Origin of the sequence: Flavobacterium azizsancarii, from assembly GCF_027980145.1 — a bacterium.
GTDB classification, from domain to species: domain Bacteria; phylum Bacteroidota; class Bacteroidia; order Flavobacteriales; family Flavobacteriaceae; genus Flavobacterium; species Flavobacterium azizsancarii.
Window position 1 is genome coordinate 17,490 of sequence record NZ_JAMZNK010000001.1, and the last position, 13,359, is coordinate 30,848.

General features: G+C 33.8%; 24 protein-coding genes. 4 read left to right on the forward strand and 20 right to left on the reverse strand.

Annotation, left to right across the window (positions count from 1 at the left end; all coding sequences use genetic code 11):
- Positions 1-81 precede the first annotated feature (81 nt).
- Genes NJT12_RS00125 through NJT12_RS00135 form a run of 3 tightly spaced genes read left to right on the forward strand, consistent with a single transcriptional unit; the run spans position 82 to position 1,666 of the window.
- Positions 82-672, forward strand: coding sequence for a phage head morphogenesis protein (locus tag NJT12_RS00125; RefSeq protein WP_271333892.1), 591 nt, complete (start codon positions 82-84; stop codon positions 670-672).
- Positions 669-1,217 (forward strand): phage virion morphogenesis family protein, encoded by a 549-nt coding sequence (locus NJT12_RS00130; RefSeq protein WP_271333893.1) that lies wholly within the window; start codon positions 669-671, stop codon positions 1,215-1,217. Before NJT12_RS00125 ends, NJT12_RS00130 begins: the two co-directional genes overlap by 4 nt.
- On the forward strand, positions 1,214-1,666 hold the full coding sequence (locus tag NJT12_RS00135) for a hypothetical protein (RefSeq protein WP_271333894.1): 453 nt from the start codon (positions 1,214-1,216) through the stop codon (positions 1,664-1,666). The genes NJT12_RS00130 and NJT12_RS00135 overlap by 4 nt, the downstream gene beginning before the upstream one ends.
- Here NJT12_RS00135 and NJT12_RS00140 read toward each other — a convergent pair.
- From NJT12_RS00140 to NJT12_RS00235, 20 genes are all read right to left on the reverse strand, one after another.
- Positions 1,663-1,908, reverse strand: coding sequence for a hypothetical protein (locus NJT12_RS00140; RefSeq protein WP_271333895.1), 246 nt, complete (start codon positions 1,906-1,908; stop codon positions 1,663-1,665). The genes NJT12_RS00135 and NJT12_RS00140 overlap by 4 nt on opposite strands.
- 83 nt (positions 1,909-1,991) lie before the next feature.
- Entirely contained in the window at positions 1,992-2,690 is a 699-nt protein-coding gene (locus NJT12_RS00145; RefSeq protein ID WP_271333896.1) for a hypothetical protein, read from the reverse strand.
- A gap of 230 nt (positions 2,691-2,920) precedes the next feature.
- The gene (locus tag NJT12_RS00150; protein ID WP_271333897.1) at positions 2,921-3,445 is read right to left on the reverse strand and encodes a hypothetical protein; all 525 of its coding nucleotides are present in this window, start codon (positions 3,443-3,445) and stop codon (positions 2,921-2,923) included.
- 22 nt (positions 3,446-3,467) lie between these two features.
- Positions 3,468-3,872, reverse strand: coding sequence for a hypothetical protein (locus NJT12_RS00155; protein ID WP_271333898.1), 405 nt, complete (start codon positions 3,870-3,872; stop codon positions 3,468-3,470).
- A 36-nt stretch (positions 3,873-3,908) separates the two neighbouring features.
- Positions 3,909-4,280, reverse strand: coding sequence for a hypothetical protein (locus tag NJT12_RS00160; protein WP_271333899.1), 372 nt, complete (start codon positions 4,278-4,280; stop codon positions 3,909-3,911).
- A 5-nt stretch (positions 4,281-4,285) separates the two neighbouring features.
- A complete protein-coding gene (locus tag NJT12_RS00165) occupies positions 4,286-4,714 on the reverse strand; it encodes a hypothetical protein (protein WP_271333900.1) in 429 nt (142 codons plus the stop codon).
- Complete coding sequence (locus NJT12_RS00170; RefSeq protein WP_271333901.1) at positions 4,711-5,253, reverse strand: hypothetical protein; 543 nt, start codon at positions 5,251-5,253, stop codon at positions 4,711-4,713. Before NJT12_RS00170 ends, NJT12_RS00165 begins: the two co-directional genes overlap by 4 nt.
- A complete protein-coding gene (locus NJT12_RS00175; RefSeq protein WP_271333902.1) occupies positions 5,253-5,585 on the reverse strand; it encodes a hypothetical protein in 333 nt (110 codons plus the stop codon). Before NJT12_RS00175 ends, NJT12_RS00170 begins: the two co-directional genes overlap by 1 nt.
- Positions 5,582-5,941 carry a hypothetical protein gene (locus NJT12_RS00180; protein ID WP_271333903.1) on the reverse strand — a complete coding sequence of 120 codons (360 nt, stop codon included), beginning with the start codon at positions 5,939-5,941 and terminating at the stop codon, positions 5,582-5,584. Before NJT12_RS00180 ends, NJT12_RS00175 begins: the two co-directional genes overlap by 4 nt.
- A gap of 145 nt (positions 5,942-6,086) precedes the next feature.
- Positions 6,087-6,305, reverse strand: a complete 219-nt coding sequence (locus NJT12_RS00185; protein WP_271333904.1) for a hypothetical protein — start codon at positions 6,303-6,305, stop codon at positions 6,087-6,089.
- Between the two features lie 25 nt (positions 6,306-6,330).
- Positions 6,331-6,684 carry a hypothetical protein gene (locus NJT12_RS00190; protein WP_271333905.1) on the reverse strand — a complete coding sequence of 118 codons (354 nt, stop codon included), beginning with the start codon at positions 6,682-6,684 and terminating at the stop codon, positions 6,331-6,333.
- Positions 6,681-6,875 carry a hypothetical protein gene (locus tag NJT12_RS00195; protein WP_271333906.1) on the reverse strand — a complete coding sequence of 65 codons (195 nt, stop codon included), beginning with the start codon at positions 6,873-6,875 and terminating at the stop codon, positions 6,681-6,683. The genes NJT12_RS00190 and NJT12_RS00195 overlap by 4 nt, the downstream gene beginning before the upstream one ends.
- Before the next feature lie 7 nt (positions 6,876-6,882).
- The gene (locus NJT12_RS00200; RefSeq protein WP_271333907.1) at positions 6,883-7,092 is read right to left on the reverse strand and encodes a hypothetical protein; all 210 of its coding nucleotides are present in this window, start codon (positions 7,090-7,092) and stop codon (positions 6,883-6,885) included.
- A gap of 126 nt (positions 7,093-7,218) precedes the next feature.
- Positions 7,219-7,902 carry a hypothetical protein gene (locus NJT12_RS00205; protein ID WP_271333908.1) on the reverse strand — a complete coding sequence of 228 codons (684 nt, stop codon included), beginning with the start codon at positions 7,900-7,902 and terminating at the stop codon, positions 7,219-7,221.
- 15 nt (positions 7,903-7,917) lie between these two features.
- On the reverse strand, positions 7,918-8,175 hold the full coding sequence (locus NJT12_RS00210; protein WP_271333909.1) for a hypothetical protein: 258 nt from the start codon (positions 8,173-8,175) through the stop codon (positions 7,918-7,920).
- A gap of 3 nt (positions 8,176-8,178) precedes the next feature.
- On the reverse strand, positions 8,179-8,559 hold the full coding sequence (locus tag NJT12_RS00215; RefSeq protein WP_271333910.1) for a hypothetical protein: 381 nt from the start codon (positions 8,557-8,559) through the stop codon (positions 8,179-8,181).
- Between the two features lie 3 nt (positions 8,560-8,562).
- On the reverse strand, positions 8,563-9,210 hold the full coding sequence (locus NJT12_RS00220; protein ID WP_271333911.1) for a hypothetical protein: 648 nt from the start codon (positions 9,208-9,210) through the stop codon (positions 8,563-8,565).
- Positions 9,211-10,083, reverse strand: coding sequence for an AAA family ATPase (locus NJT12_RS00225; RefSeq protein WP_271333912.1), 873 nt, complete (start codon positions 10,081-10,083; stop codon positions 9,211-9,213).
- 11 nt (positions 10,084-10,094) lie between these two features.
- Positions 10,095-12,149, reverse strand: a complete 2,055-nt coding sequence (locus tag NJT12_RS00230; protein WP_271333913.1) for a hypothetical protein — start codon at positions 12,147-12,149, stop codon at positions 10,095-10,097.
- 1 nt (position 12,150) lies between these two features.
- Positions 12,151-12,345, reverse strand: coding sequence for a hypothetical protein (locus tag NJT12_RS00235; RefSeq protein WP_271333914.1), 195 nt, complete (start codon positions 12,343-12,345; stop codon positions 12,151-12,153).
- A gap of 86 nt (positions 12,346-12,431) precedes the next feature.
- Between NJT12_RS00235 and NJT12_RS00240 the strand changes: the two genes are divergently transcribed.
- Positions 12,432-13,169: a S24 family peptidase gene (locus NJT12_RS00240; RefSeq protein ID WP_271333915.1), complete on the forward strand. Its 738-nt coding sequence runs from the start codon at positions 12,432-12,434 to the stop codon at positions 13,167-13,169.
- Positions 13,170-13,359: the final 190 nt, after the last annotated feature.

The window sequence follows — 13,359 nt, forward strand, 5'->3', positions numbered from 1 at the left end:
ACACCGGAGTACAAAAACCTGATAAAACATACTGCAAAGATTTTCGACAGCGCAATCACAGACAATGATGTGCCGGAACAAATGAGTAATAGTCTTAAAAAAGATACTTTCATTTTTTCACAACTGAAAACCAATGCGCAACTTTTCGAAGCTTCACAGCTTTTATTGACCGAGGACAATACAATAAAATCTTTTAGCCAGTTTTCTAAGGACATTCAGGGAATTAAGGAAAATTACAATCAGAATTATTTAGAAGCAGAATATCAATTTGCAGTTTCCTCGGCGCAGTCCGCTGCAAATTGGGCGAATATCTCAGAAGACTATGACTTACAATACCGTACCGCAAACGACAGCAAAGTAAGGGATTCACATGCGAGACTTCATGATATTACTTTACCCTCTGATGATCCTTTTTGGATTTCATACTATCCTCCGAATGGCTGGCGTTGTCGCTGTACAGCTGTACAGGTTAGAAAAGGAAAGTATAAAGCAAGCGATAGTAAAAAAGCCAGCACACAAGGCGATAAAGCGACAAGCAAAATTGATAAGGATGGAAAAAATAAGCTCGCAATTTTCAGATTTAATCCTGGCATGACAAAAAAAGTATTTCCGCCAGAGCATCCGTATAATAAAGTCAAGGGAGCAAAGGAAATTAAAAGCATGAAGAAATGACAATCAAGGAACTGGAAAACAAAATTACAAAAGATGTTGCCGTAGAGCTTGCAGAAGAGTTTGATCGGAATTTTGAACGCAAAGCATTTTTTAACGAAAAGTGGCCTACTACTAAAATAAATAATAGTAAAGGTTCATTATTGAATAGAACGGGTAATTTGCGTCGATCTATTAAATACTCTATCCGTGATGGCCTTATCATGTTTAGCAGTTCTTTACCCTATGCTTCAATACACAACCAAGGAGGCGAAATCACTGTAACTGCAAAAATGAAGTCTTATTTTTGGGCAATGTATTACAAAGCAATGGGGGGAATCACTACAAAGAACGATGGCTCTGAAAGTAAAAGCAAGAAAAATGTAAATCTTAATGCTGAAGCTGAAAAATGGAAAGGACTTGCTCTGATGAAAATAGGGCAAAAAATTAAGGTTGAAAAACGTCAAATTATTGGAGGTCATCCAGAAGTAACTAAAATCGTTAAGGGCGTTGTTGAATCCAATGTTCAACAATTTAGTGAAGAATTAATGAAACAATTTAAACGATGAAAGAATTTTTAGAGAATACACAAGTAAAGATTAGTGAAGTACCAGGAATAGCATACATCGATAAAGATTGGGGACAATTGGATGATTACTCACCAAACCCACCGGTAAAGTGGCCATGCTGTTTGATTGATATTACTAATATAGATTTTAGTGACATTGGAATTGATAGAAAAGCAACGCCACACAACAGGCAAGAAGGAACTGGAAATATTACAATAACAATCGCTAATTTAAAGATAACCAATACTAGCTTTAAAGCTCCACAAGCACAAAAAGACGATGCCCGGGCAATACTTGATTTGATAGAATTAACACATGCTAAAATACAGGGATTTGCACCGGTAATAGGTTCTGGAAGATTAATGAGAAAGTCTTTTAAGAGAGTAAAACGCGATGATGGAATACAACAATATCAAGTCGTTTATACCATAGGAATGCACAATATTTAAAATGACATTCTTAATTGCTGATCTTTTATTTGTTCAAGTTCGGCAATTTCTTTGTTAACTGGGGTGCAAAGAATCGTATGAAAGGTAGTGCGGGAGATAGGATAAACCGGTAAAATGTATTTTCTTAGAATTACAGTATCAGGAATATCTTCCGTCTTATGACTTTTATACAACTCCATAATAAGCTTGTAGCGTTTAAGCGTATTATATCTAATTCCGAAAGATTGGTTAGTTCTAGTCATATTGTACAAAAATATGTATATTTTTAATATCGTACAACTCAACTTTTAAGCATAAAAAAAAGCCTCCAGATCGGAGGCTTTTTTTATGAGTAATTGTGAATATACCAGCTGTTTTCTAGGTATGTTTTTTTGTCAAATCGATAATCAAGTTGAGGCTTTTTAGTTTTGAGTTTCCGACTGTCATAATCTTCAATTGTTTTCTCTAAATCAATACCAGGCTTAAAAATCCTTTCCCATACAGGGAAAATATCTAAATATTTTCCAGCAACCTCACTAAAGCGCAAGGCTCTAACACCTTTCTTTTCAAGTTCTTTATTTTCACCAGCATTATATACATAAAACTTCACCTTGATACATTCGTCACACATCACAAAAGGTTTAACCTTTTTTTCTTTATTAGGAGTGTCAACAGGAATATAAACAACTTCATGATAATTTTCAGGATTGTTGGTAGTTTCGTCAATTCTCAGAAATTCAAATTTTGTTTTACTGTCTGAGACCACTATATCCGCAAAGATTCTCGCTGTTTGATTATTCAATGAATCTAAAGATTTGATGTATTTTAAATCCTGAGCCTGGACAAACATAGAAAACAATAAAAACAAAACAATTGAAAAGCGGTTTTTAACTTGTCGCTTTTGTTCAATACGTTTACGATATACTTGTTCAGTTTGCACAAGTTCATTAAACGCTTTGACAGTAGTTTCCATTGCTAGTGCTAATTTTTTCAAGCCAAGAGATAGTTCTTCCGCCGTAGGGCCGGTTAATATAATTTTCTGCATAGTTATTATTTTATAATTCAAATTTATGTAAAAAATATCAGATATAATAAACCTACAGCCACAACTGCAATAATACACAACCCTCTAATTTTTAATTTATACTGTCGATCTATTTCAGCATGCACTTTTGCCAACTTTTTAAGATGATAGTCCCTTATTTCTTGATCTCTATCTGACATATTTTCAAAGGTATTATGTTGGTTAGTATAAATTTTACGGAAATCCTTACTTTAGTATTTTAAATCTGTCCAGTGAATTATTTTTCCAGAAAATGACTTATCATCTGAAGCCTGAATTATTGGGTAGAAATAATCGAAAAAATCTTCCCATGAATCAAAGCCATCATTTAAAGCGAGCTCCAATCTCTCATTGTAGCCAAACAACTCTTTACCATTAACTGATATTTGTATAATGTCGCTATGGTAGTAAGTCATAAATATGGACTGAGTTCTGACCACTGGCAGAACCGGAGCAAAACGCTTCATATCTTTTTTCCGGCAATTAATAAAAAAATCAATATTTTTTCCTTTTTCCCAACGATCTTTTTTGTCTTCCCGGATAGTGTGTAATTTTGCTTTAACACCTGGATAGACTTCACTGTCTACTTCATACGGCGTTGTCAATTCTTCGGGTGTCATTTTCGCTTCCTGTTGTATTCGAAGCTCATCTGAAATATTTTCTTTTAAGCCTTTCCAAATCTTCTCTACAAAATGAGTTGGCTTTCCGTTTATTTGTGTGCTAAATCCTAGTATCATAAATTTTAAGTTTTTGTTAGTATTAATAGCGCCATCTAGGGCTTGGAAAACCTCTTGGCTGATCATAACTGGTATTATGTTTTCCAAAGCCTTCTAACATACTGTGAACTTGCTCAACAGTTGCATTATCGAAAGTATAAGACTTAACAATTTCCTCTTTACCTCGGTGTAAAATCAAAACTATAGAAGGTGCGTGTCTTGGATTATTTATATCTGCTGCTACGTAGAATTGAGAGTTTATAAGTTTAATATGTCTCAGTATTAATTTATTGTCTAAATTAAGTTCCTCTAGCCATCGTGAATGAGTACGGATTTTATCTACTATCGAATTGTTTTTGTTTTTTAATTGTTGAACTTCATCTTCCAGTTTTGTAATTCCTAACACCCCTTTAATGAACAGTTTTATTCTTTCTGTAATTTTTTTCATATTTCTTATTGATACGGTTTAACAAAACTTCTATGTTTAAAACAAGTTTAGCTGTGGTTCCTCTTTTAATGGTTTAAAATGTATCATTGGATTGATCATTACAAATTTTTGAGACCCGGACTTTAGTAACCTCGCATTGTAGCCTCTTTCTCTTTTTCCTTCCAATACCAGAGAATAGTGTTTATTAGAATATTCCGGTTTTACACTGCCTTCGTATTTGTCTAGTGGAATTATTTCATGGCAGGAAACTGTGATAAGACCTTTTGCTAAACTTGACACTGAACCAACGCATACATAGCTTTTATTTTTATACTTAAAAACATCAGGTACTAGGTTCGCATTGATTTTATCAAAGTCAGCCATGTTACTTACCGTTTCTAATCGCTGTTTTGTGATGTAAAATTCCATAGGTTTTAATATTCGTCGTTATATCTCTTTTGATTAAGCCAGCTAACTAAATGCGCTTTTGCCTGGCCTGTTTTTGCTAAAAATTCATCGTACTTAGAAATTTGATTGAAACACTTAATTGTATCAACAAAATCAAGCTTTTTCCAAGCTATCTCTGCTTTCTCTTTTTTCACTTTTAGATTGTATTTAATCCAAAAAGCATCGAAGGAGTAATCTTCTAAAATCAATTCAATTGTTACTACCTTTTTATATTGTGTCCAGTCTTCAATCTCATGTTTGGTACCAGGGAATTGTCTATTTTCGAAAAGCTTTAAAACCCTTTTTCCTTTAAGATTATAGAAACTATGAATAACACCATCATTTTCTCTATATTGAAAGACCCATTCGTCGGCGGTTTCTCTAAAGGTTACTTTGTATGTAATTAGCTCGCTCATTTTAAAAGGTATTTTATTGGTTTAGTATGAACAAACGTATTTGATATGTGTTTTGCCTGTTGCTGTAATCGCTTTTCAGCATCAAAAATGCTTTCTGCTTTTAGAGTTGGTCTCTTTATGTCTTTTTTTTGTCTCATGACTTCTTTTGTTAGTTTATCTACCACTTTAAAATGAAATTCAAAATATTGTCTACCAGTTACCATTTGAATTCTAGGAGCTTTTATATATCGCTTTTTAACACCGAGCTTTATTACTTGGTTTTCTTTTTTAAGCGCTGTGGTTAGTGGGAAACTTGGTTTTGCATAATTCGGAAAATAATACTCAATCCATTTACTATAGTTTTTACCAAAATCGTCAAGTTCTGGCTGTTTAAGAGTTGGTTCGTCAATATCATCGACGATTATTATATTTTCACGTTGTGATAGATTTCTAATCATGTGATTTTTTCCGCATTGTCTACCTGTCCAAATAATTATAGTTTTTTTTGAATCACTTTGATCTTTTCCTGACGGGTCTGCTGTAATTATAATTTCACTCATTACGCTAATTTTTGGTTTAGATCGTCAATTGTTTTTTGAATTTGCTGCCTGATGTAGGGTTCTTGAACATCTTTTATCTGTTGAATCAATAATAATTCTAACACATCGGCTTCGTGAAATTTTAAAGACACTTTTATTTTCTTTTCAGCGTCGAAATGATTCCTTTTTCCTTTTGCCAACAAAGCTTTTCCGTCGAGTTTAGCAGCCACATCCAACGCAATTGATAAAACTGATTTATTTCTGCGTGTAAAGGCATTTGTGTTATAAACTGCCTCAATAGTTGCTGCTATTATTATGGCGTTTTCAGGTGTTAATCTTAAATCTATTTTCATGTTAACTTTTCTCCTAATCGGTTTAAATAATCTAATTTTTCGATACAGTATTGATATGTATCAATATCATAAACACCTTTCTTTACCTTAAAAAAGTATTGATTCCTGGTTTCATCTAAGAATATGTCAACTCCTAAATGATTACCAACAGGCTTACGTAATTTCCATTCAGTTTCAAACCATGCTGCATAAACATTGGTCTTTTCTAAGGTTCGATCTCGTATTAATTTTTCAACTAACACTTTTCCACATTTTGTTTTGTGAAAGTCAGTTAAATAACAAATATGACCATTGCTTAATATATTTTGTCTTTTAAGCTTTTTTAGAAGAGCTTCTTTACTTGTAATTGTTTTCATCTAACATTCTGTTTTAGGTTCTGATAATTCTGCATTACATGCAGTGCAAATGAGTACTGTTGTTTCACACCCACAAGCAGCATATATTACTCTTATTTTGGCTATGTCGTGTGGACATACTACTGTGATGCTGTAGCTTTCCATTTTAGTGTCTGAGGCCACAATTTGAACAGTGTAGGCGACCGTTTTTTTCTTTTACTGGCATTTCAATTTCACATTCGAAACAATAAGCATTAAATAGCCTGTCGTCATTATCATCTTCAGATTCGATTTTACAAACAAGATAAATCCCAGTTAAAAAACCAGCCACTAAAGCAATAAAGAAGGCTGAGAACAGGGCAATAAATATTAAAAAGTAAGTCATAATTATTTTTATATTTTAGTTAGTATTAAATTGAGTGTTTCCAAATAACCACTCCATCAAGTGCTTTAATTATTTTTGATAATTCTTTTGAAGTCATTTGCTTTAATGGCTTTTTAACTGGTGATTTATCACTTTTTAAAAACCGATTAAACCATCCTAACATATCAGCTACCTCACCATGCCTATTATTTTTCACAACTATATTTGCTTGTCTCAGGTCTGATTGTATTCTTCTATGTTTTGAGTTTTTCATATCAAATAATCCCCAATTAACTTCCTTTGTGCCGTTGACAATGTTTTGAAGTTGCTTTTTTGGATCATTATAATTATCTATTGCGGAACCAGTTCCTGTGTAGACTTGCGGTTTAGTTGCTGTCATAGTTCATCTACTTTTTTAGTTGCATCGCATCCTTTATCAAATCCTGCTCTGTAAGCATCGTCGTGTATTTTTTGTAAATATTCCTGACCCTCTATTAACTTTTTAATGGTCGATGATAAAGGACTATTTTCAGGAACTTTAATAGTATTCATTAATTCGTCAAATGCTTTTATTTTGTTGAAATTTTTCATGTTTTTTTTATGATTTGAATGTTGATTTTGGATGTTTTTTAAATCTTGGATTATCTATAATTAGATGCTTGTAAACCTCGAAAGCTCTTTTTTCAGTATCGGAAAGTGAAGCAAAGAAATTGGGAACTATCCAGGTTGAATCGGTTACACATACTATTATATGTCCGTTAATGCTATATTTGTTGTGATCTTCTATTGGTATTATTGTTACGGTCATTTTTCCATTGTTTGTAGATTGTTCTGATTCTGAATTTTAGCCACTCATTGAAAATGGCTATTGGCTTTAGATTTGTCGCTATTAGCAATCCAGCTAATAAAATGACTGTGGTTAAATAGTGATCCATTAAACCGAAAATCTGAACGTTACTTTTTTAGTGCGACCATCTGGTAAGTTCAAGAATTGCCAACCTTCGACAAATTGCGATGTTCTTGTGTAAATCGCGGCTTTTTCAATGATTTCAATTCCTTCATTAAAAAGTTCACTATCATACATATCACGCAGTTTGCTCAAATCCTTTACCTTTCTTGGATTCAACATTCCCGTCACGGGATTAGGCTTAAGAAACACATCTAAAGCAGCTGCTAACTTTACCAGTTTATCGTTATCACCGTTACCTTTCAAAGTGTCCATGTACTGCTTGATTTTATCAACTCCAAGACCTTCATTTCCATTAAATCCGTCAGTTTTATTATATCCTATTGTTAAACTGAATGAACCATCTGGCAACGTTTTAGTAAAGCTGTCCTGGTCTAACTTTTCAATGCCATAGCATTCTTCAATTAATTTAGAAAGCGGTGCAAAATCAGAGAATGTTTCCAAGATATTTTCTTCAACGAGTTCTCTAATTGGCATGAATTTGTGAACATTTTTAATAACAAATTCTGACCACAATTCGTCAAGGGCTTTTCGTGATACAGCAGTTTTAGCTTTAGTTTCTTTTGCTTCTTTTTTGGCCTGCTCTAAAAGTTGTTTTACTTGATCTGGTGAAAGATCATTTAAATTAATTGTTGGTTTTTCTGTGTTCATGATATTGATTTAGTGTTATTGATATTGAATTGGTTTTTCTGGTCTCCATGAGCCTGAGCGTATTTTTAAAATGACTAAGGCTATTTGTGTTTCGAGTGCTTCATTTTGTGTGAAACTATGATCGCCACTCATTATTCTTGCACGTTCCTGATTGATTGAGAAGCGTTGTGTTTCTGTGAAGAACCCTGCTTTGCCGATTTCCTTTTTTGTCGTATCGTACTGTAAAACGAGGTCTAAAATTATATGGCGATTGTTAGGTAAATAGCTTCTCATAGGCTAGTTTAATTTTGTAATAGACATTGATGTTCTAAAGATTTGTTTTTGCTCTCGTTTTTTTGCTTCGTATAGTAATACCTTTGGAAATCTGGACATCAATTTGCTGATACATTTGCAGTAGAGCCAGTCTTTATCGTTTCCTTTGGTGTCAGGATAATTCGAAATAAAATCTCTAAAGTCGCTTTCATCTTTTTTTAGTTCTTGCATGAACCACTTATTGACGGGTGCACATGCAACTACTTTTGCAAATTCGATTGAATTGGTTGTAACACTTTCGACCCAGTAAAACCAAAAAGCAAGAATTAGATCTTCCTTGGTTTCACATACCTTTAATTGGCTCATTAAATAATCTGCTGCTGATTCTAGTATATTTGTTTTCATACCTTAGTTTTTTTCGTTTATTGTTCCTCTTGCTTTTTCGTACCCTTCTTTCCAAATAATGTAAGTTCCTCCATTAGGCCCTATTGTGCGACCTTTGCATGAAGCGTTATAGGCTGAACAAAACGCTTTTTTATTAGCATCGTACATTATTTTTGTTTCCATTTCGGTATATGGATTATTAGCTTTCGCCATACCCGAAATAATTAAAATCTTCCTTCGTTTATATTTATTGGCAAATTCGAAGTACTGAGTCAAATTTTCAAAGAAGTAGGTAGCAGAGTTAATGACAACTACTTTTGGACTATTTCTACTATCGAGATACTTACACATTTCCTCGTAATTATAATTAGCTGTCACAAAATGATCTTTAACGTCCTGCATATTCTTCATTTTCAATCTTTCAATAAAATCTACATCGTCCAGATCTTCCTCACGTTCGTTGTGAATCGCTTTTAATCCACTTAAACAAAAGGCCTTTGTAATATCGAGTAGCAAACTACTCTTACCACTTCCGGAACCGCCCCAAACAAACCAAATTCCTTTATTTTGGGGATTACCAAAACACTGATAAAGCGCTGGAGCAATAGTTGAAAAGTCAATGAGCGTTACTTGTTGATTGATGACATTGGCAACGGTTAGGGCTTTTTTCATCTACGCAGCTAGTTGTTGTTTTTCAATTTCTACTCTTACTTTTCTTAATGATCCCAAAGTCTTACTATACATAACCGTAGGCGATACATTGGAATGATTGGCTTTTGATACTAATGCGATTTGTTGCATATTGAATTCTAGTAAAGCATCCTTCCCGTTTGGAGTTACTTTTTTATAACCATTTCCGTAACGGTCAAAAATTTCTGTGTACCCCACCTTTTTCAAATCCTTCTGGCGAGTAATCTTTTGCTCCAACCCATCGGCTCCCATCATATACCAACCGCATAGGTACTCGGTTGCGTTCCAAAGTGCTTTCAGTTCTAAAAAGGCACTATAATCTAAATCTCCCGCTTCGTCAAGGATGATCAATGGTGTGGCGATGGTTTGGATATAGAAAACCAAATCTTCGTAAACATCGGCGTAACGTCCAGAATGATCTACTCCAAATTCTCTAGCGATTTTTCTTATAAGTTTTTGTTTAGATTTTACCTGGGAACAATCGATATAAACTGCGTTTTGATTATTCTCTACATAGTACTTTGCTGTATGGCTTTTACCAATACCTGCTATATCACAAAAGATGGCAGATATAGAGCGATTTTGACAACTTTCTAACTGTGTAGTGATGTAGTTGAAAGTTTCCGTTTTAACGGTTTCCCATTGGCGATTTTCTTTTAATTCAACACCCAAAATTCGAGCTAATGAAATCCATTTTGGTTCCGAAATAACTTTCGTCAATTCGCCATTTTTTATCCTTGAGTATTGAGCATTGTTTATACCTAAAACGATGGCGTGTTTGTTGTCGCTAGTGTAGTTGGTACGGTGTGAATTCATTTGAACGATAATCTTGTTTTTTACTTCTGTAGTTAGCATAATTTGTAGTTTTATAAATCGTTAATTGCTCGGGAGCGTTCAGTGTGTGTGTTTACATATTCGTATTTGTATTCAGGCTCTGGAAATTGTTTAGGAACCACTTCGGGTGTGATGTCGATTATTGGTTTGTTATTTCGAATAATCGATACTTTTTGAAGTTTTTGACTGTCTTCCTTAACCATTTTATCAAATTGACTGATGTATTTTGTAGCGTTTTCATATCCTATTTTATCATTATCTGTCCATTCAGAATTAGCTGTATTAAATGTTGGTTTTGGCTCACATTCGCAGATAAACAAACCATTTTGATAGATGTAAACCGATTCAATTTCGTTTTTATCATTTGGCAAATAGTAGGCATCGACTTCGTAATTATTAGGAGCCAATTTTCTAATTATTTGCGGGCTTGATAACTGATATTTCTCATACTGAATGGTTACATATTGGTTACGCCTAATTGTCGTTTCTCTATGATTTCCAATGTATCTAGTCAATTGTGCTAAATCTAGTTTCGGTAAATCAGGATTGATGTTGTTTAAGAAAACCTGTAATCTAGTCTGACCTTTGTACTTTTTTTGGTTGGAATGAAGCTCGTTGTTATACGCAATTTGTTCCTGCAACTCATTGGCGACAATTTGCTCAAAACTTGCTTTGGCTTCCTTGTAGGTGTCATTGTGTTCGTCGAAAATCTTTTGAATAGTCGTTCTATTACTATCTCTACGGCTATAATGGCGACCCACGTTTTGATTATTGTCTTTTTCAACACCATATTTTTTCATTCCAATCAGATGTTCAGCTCCTTTTTCTTGGGAATTGGTAGCATTACACCAACGAACGAATGGAAATAAATTTCCTGCTTTCATTAAACCATCTTTGTAGTCGGACACTAAATGTTGTTCTACTTCCATTTGCATTGGAACTCCTAAGCCTTTAGAAGTTGTAAAACGAAACATTGAACGAAGACAATCTATATACAACTCGTGATTTTTAGATTTTGAATGTGCAATTCCGATCATTGCACCACTCATAACATCAAAAGCATAGTACGCCATAACTTTTGAACCATCGTGTAATTTTGTATGCATAATATCACGGTCATCGAGTGAAATTTTACTCATTGAATAGACAGGCGGTGTACGAGTAACGTGCGGGCGTATCTTGTGATTAAAGTCGTAAGCTCCATTTCTTGCCTTTTTTACAATGACATCATTATGTGGCGCTGTGATGTAGTTCCAAACAGTCGCAACAGTTAACTCTACTGGTTTTCCTCTTTTGAAAAAATCATTTTTATTAAAAAGTTCACCTGTCTTAATGTCAAAAACGTCAATTTCTCCGTTTAAGAACTCTTCGTACATTTCGTGAACCGTTTCTACGTAAGGTTTATTTGGTAAACAATACAAACTCAAAATCAAGTTTTCAATTTTAGAAGTCACCTTCAAAGCATTTTGCGTTCCGAACTTATCTGAAATTATGCCGGCGTAACCTTCCTTTGCATACTTATTTGCCTTAAATCTCAAAGAACTTTTTGTAGTGGGTAACTTGTGATCTACTTCTCTGAAAGCATTTACATCACGACTTAAACTTTCCCATATATCCACTGTTGTACAACCAAGGGCTTTTAAATATTGCTTGCGATTATTTTTCATTAGTAAAACAGTATTTAAAACTGAGGCTTGATAGACATATTTTTGAATTACTGCTGGATCAAGTTTTACATTTTCACCGTACTGGTAGTCTATATAAAAATTATATGCTTCCCGATCTGCTATGTAATGTTGGGCAAACCAACTTTTTTTTATTTCCTCGTTCGGTTTTCCAAACTTCACAGCTAACTGATCTTTCCAGTCCTGAGCTATTGACGAATGAAGAATAAGAGCATCACAGCCTAATGAAGCACGGCGCAATTCAGTTTCAGTACTTTTTTTCGAATTAAGTCGTTTGTACAATGCGTTGTAACTTATAAGTTTTAAGCTATCAGCGTGAAAGCATCGTTCGAAACGATCATAAACTAAGTATTTGATCTTCACACCTAGTTTCTTATCGTGATATTCATATGGCGTTTCCAAATCAGAGAGTTTTTAAAAGTTTGGTTACAGCATTGTGCATAATTTCATAATCCTTTTTAACCATATCACTCATTTCACTTTTTCGGTTTCCTGCTAAGCTCATTCTGATAAAGCGTAGAGAGAATCCATATTTTTCTTTAATGCGATTAAGGATTTCCGTATTGTGGTTACTCTTCGTTTTTGTATGTTTGTCCATAGTTTAGTTTGTTCCTTTAAAAGGAACAAATATATAACCAATTTTCTATTTTACAACAAAGAAATAACCTTTTTTCTATTTTTAACATGAAAGCAATTGACAGACTGTACCAATACATTGATTATAAAGGAGTTAAGCCGGGGCCTTTTGAGAAGCAAATAGGCCTTTCAAATGGGTATTTGAGTAAGCAATTGAACAGAAGCGCAGATTTAGGCGAAAGTATATTTACTAAAATAATAGAAAATTGTCCAGATTTAAGTCCGATCTGGTTTTTATTGGGAACTGGTGAAATGACAAATAATTCTCCAACTTTAGAAAAAATTAAAGAAAATCTTGAAGAAAATTCAGGTCTACCTGCTTCAAATGTTTTTCAAATGAAAACCGATAAAATAATTGAAAAGCAATCGATCCCTCTTTATGATATACAAGCATCTGCATCAGTAGTTGCTCTATTCAGTAATCAGAGTGGCCAAAAGCCAATTGATCATATCACAATTCCAAATTTGCCAAAATGTGACGGCGCCATATATGTCAGTGGTGATAGTATGTATCCATTATTAAAGTCTGGCGATATTATTATGTATAAAAAAGTAGAAAACGCCTTAGACGCTATATTTTGGGGCGAAATGTACCTTGTTTCTATAATTAATGACTATGGAGACGAATTCGTTATGATTAAGTGGTTACATCGATCAGACCAGGGTCTTGAATTTGTTAAGCTTGTTTCTGAAAATAGACATCATCAACCAACGGAGTTTCATATCAGAAACATTAAGGGGTTGGCACTAATTAAGGCTAGCGTTAGAATAAATTCGATGTACTAAAACGTAATTAGCTATATATCAGTCTTTTGAGTTTTGTTTAGTTGTTTTTTAGTGCATTACGGGGTATGCTACAAGCCTTTTTTTATTAATTTAAGGTGATAATTTGACATTACGGGGTACTCTTCGATAAAATTTAATACAAAAATTAGGCTACCCATTAGGCTACCCATTGGGCTACGCATTACTAAAA

Coding starts and splice junctions, on each gene's coding strand:
- NJT12_RS00125 (WP_271333892.1), top strand. CDS start 82: ATGAGTAATAGTCTTAAAAAAGATACTTTCATTTTTTCACAACTGAAA.
- NJT12_RS00130 (WP_271333893.1), top strand. CDS start 669: ATGACAATCAAGGAACTGGAAAACAAAATTACAAAAGATGTTGCCGTA.
- NJT12_RS00135 (WP_271333894.1), top strand. CDS start 1,214: ATGAAAGAATTTTTAGAGAATACACAAGTAAAGATTAGTGAAGTACCA.
- NJT12_RS00140 (WP_271333895.1), bottom strand. CDS start 1,908: ATGACTAGAACTAACCAATCTTTCGGAATTAGATATAATACGCTTAAA.
- NJT12_RS00145 (WP_271333896.1), bottom strand. CDS start 2,690: ATGCAGAAAATTATATTAACCGGCCCTACGGCGGAAGAACTATCTCTT.
- NJT12_RS00150 (WP_271333897.1), bottom strand. CDS start 3,445: ATGATACTAGGATTTAGCACACAAATAAACGGAAAGCCAACTCATTTT.
- NJT12_RS00155 (WP_271333898.1), bottom strand. CDS start 3,872: ATGAAAAAAATTACAGAAAGAATAAAACTGTTCATTAAAGGGGTGTTA.
- NJT12_RS00160 (WP_271333899.1), bottom strand. CDS start 4,280: ATGGAATTTTACATCACAAAACAGCGATTAGAAACGGTAAGTAACATG.
- NJT12_RS00165 (WP_271333900.1), bottom strand. CDS start 4,714: ATGAGCGAGCTAATTACATACAAAGTAACCTTTAGAGAAACCGCCGAC.
- NJT12_RS00170 (WP_271333901.1), bottom strand. CDS start 5,253: ATGAGTGAAATTATAATTACAGCAGACCCGTCAGGAAAAGATCAAAGT.
- NJT12_RS00175 (WP_271333902.1), bottom strand. CDS start 5,585: ATGAAAATAGATTTAAGATTAACACCTGAAAACGCCATAATAATAGCA.
- NJT12_RS00180 (WP_271333903.1), bottom strand. CDS start 5,941: ATGAAAACAATTACAAGTAAAGAAGCTCTTCTAAAAAAGCTTAAAAGA.
- NJT12_RS00185 (WP_271333904.1), bottom strand. CDS start 6,305: ATGACTTACTTTTTAATATTTATTGCCCTGTTCTCAGCCTTCTTTATT.
- NJT12_RS00190 (WP_271333905.1), bottom strand. CDS start 6,684: ATGACAGCAACTAAACCGCAAGTCTACACAGGAACTGGTTCCGCAATA.
- NJT12_RS00195 (WP_271333906.1), bottom strand. CDS start 6,875: ATGAAAAATTTCAACAAAATAAAAGCATTTGACGAATTAATGAATACT.
- NJT12_RS00200 (WP_271333907.1), bottom strand. CDS start 7,092: ATGACCGTAACAATAATACCAATAGAAGATCACAACAAATATAGCATT.
- NJT12_RS00205 (WP_271333908.1), bottom strand. CDS start 7,902: ATGAACACAGAAAAACCAACAATTAATTTAAATGATCTTTCACCAGAT.
- NJT12_RS00210 (WP_271333909.1), bottom strand. CDS start 8,175: ATGAGAAGCTATTTACCTAACAATCGCCATATAATTTTAGACCTCGTT.
- NJT12_RS00215 (WP_271333910.1), bottom strand. CDS start 8,559: ATGAAAACAAATATACTAGAATCAGCAGCAGATTATTTAATGAGCCAA.
- NJT12_RS00220 (WP_271333911.1), bottom strand. CDS start 9,210: ATGAAAAAAGCCCTAACCGTTGCCAATGTCATCAATCAACAAGTAACG.
- NJT12_RS00225 (WP_271333912.1), bottom strand. CDS start 10,083: ATGCTAACTACAGAAGTAAAAAACAAGATTATCGTTCAAATGAATTCA.
- NJT12_RS00235 (WP_271333914.1), bottom strand. CDS start 12,345: ATGGACAAACATACAAAAACGAAGAGTAACCACAATACGGAAATCCTT.
- NJT12_RS00240 (WP_271333915.1), top strand. CDS start 12,432: ATGAAAGCAATTGACAGACTGTACCAATACATTGATTATAAAGGAGTT.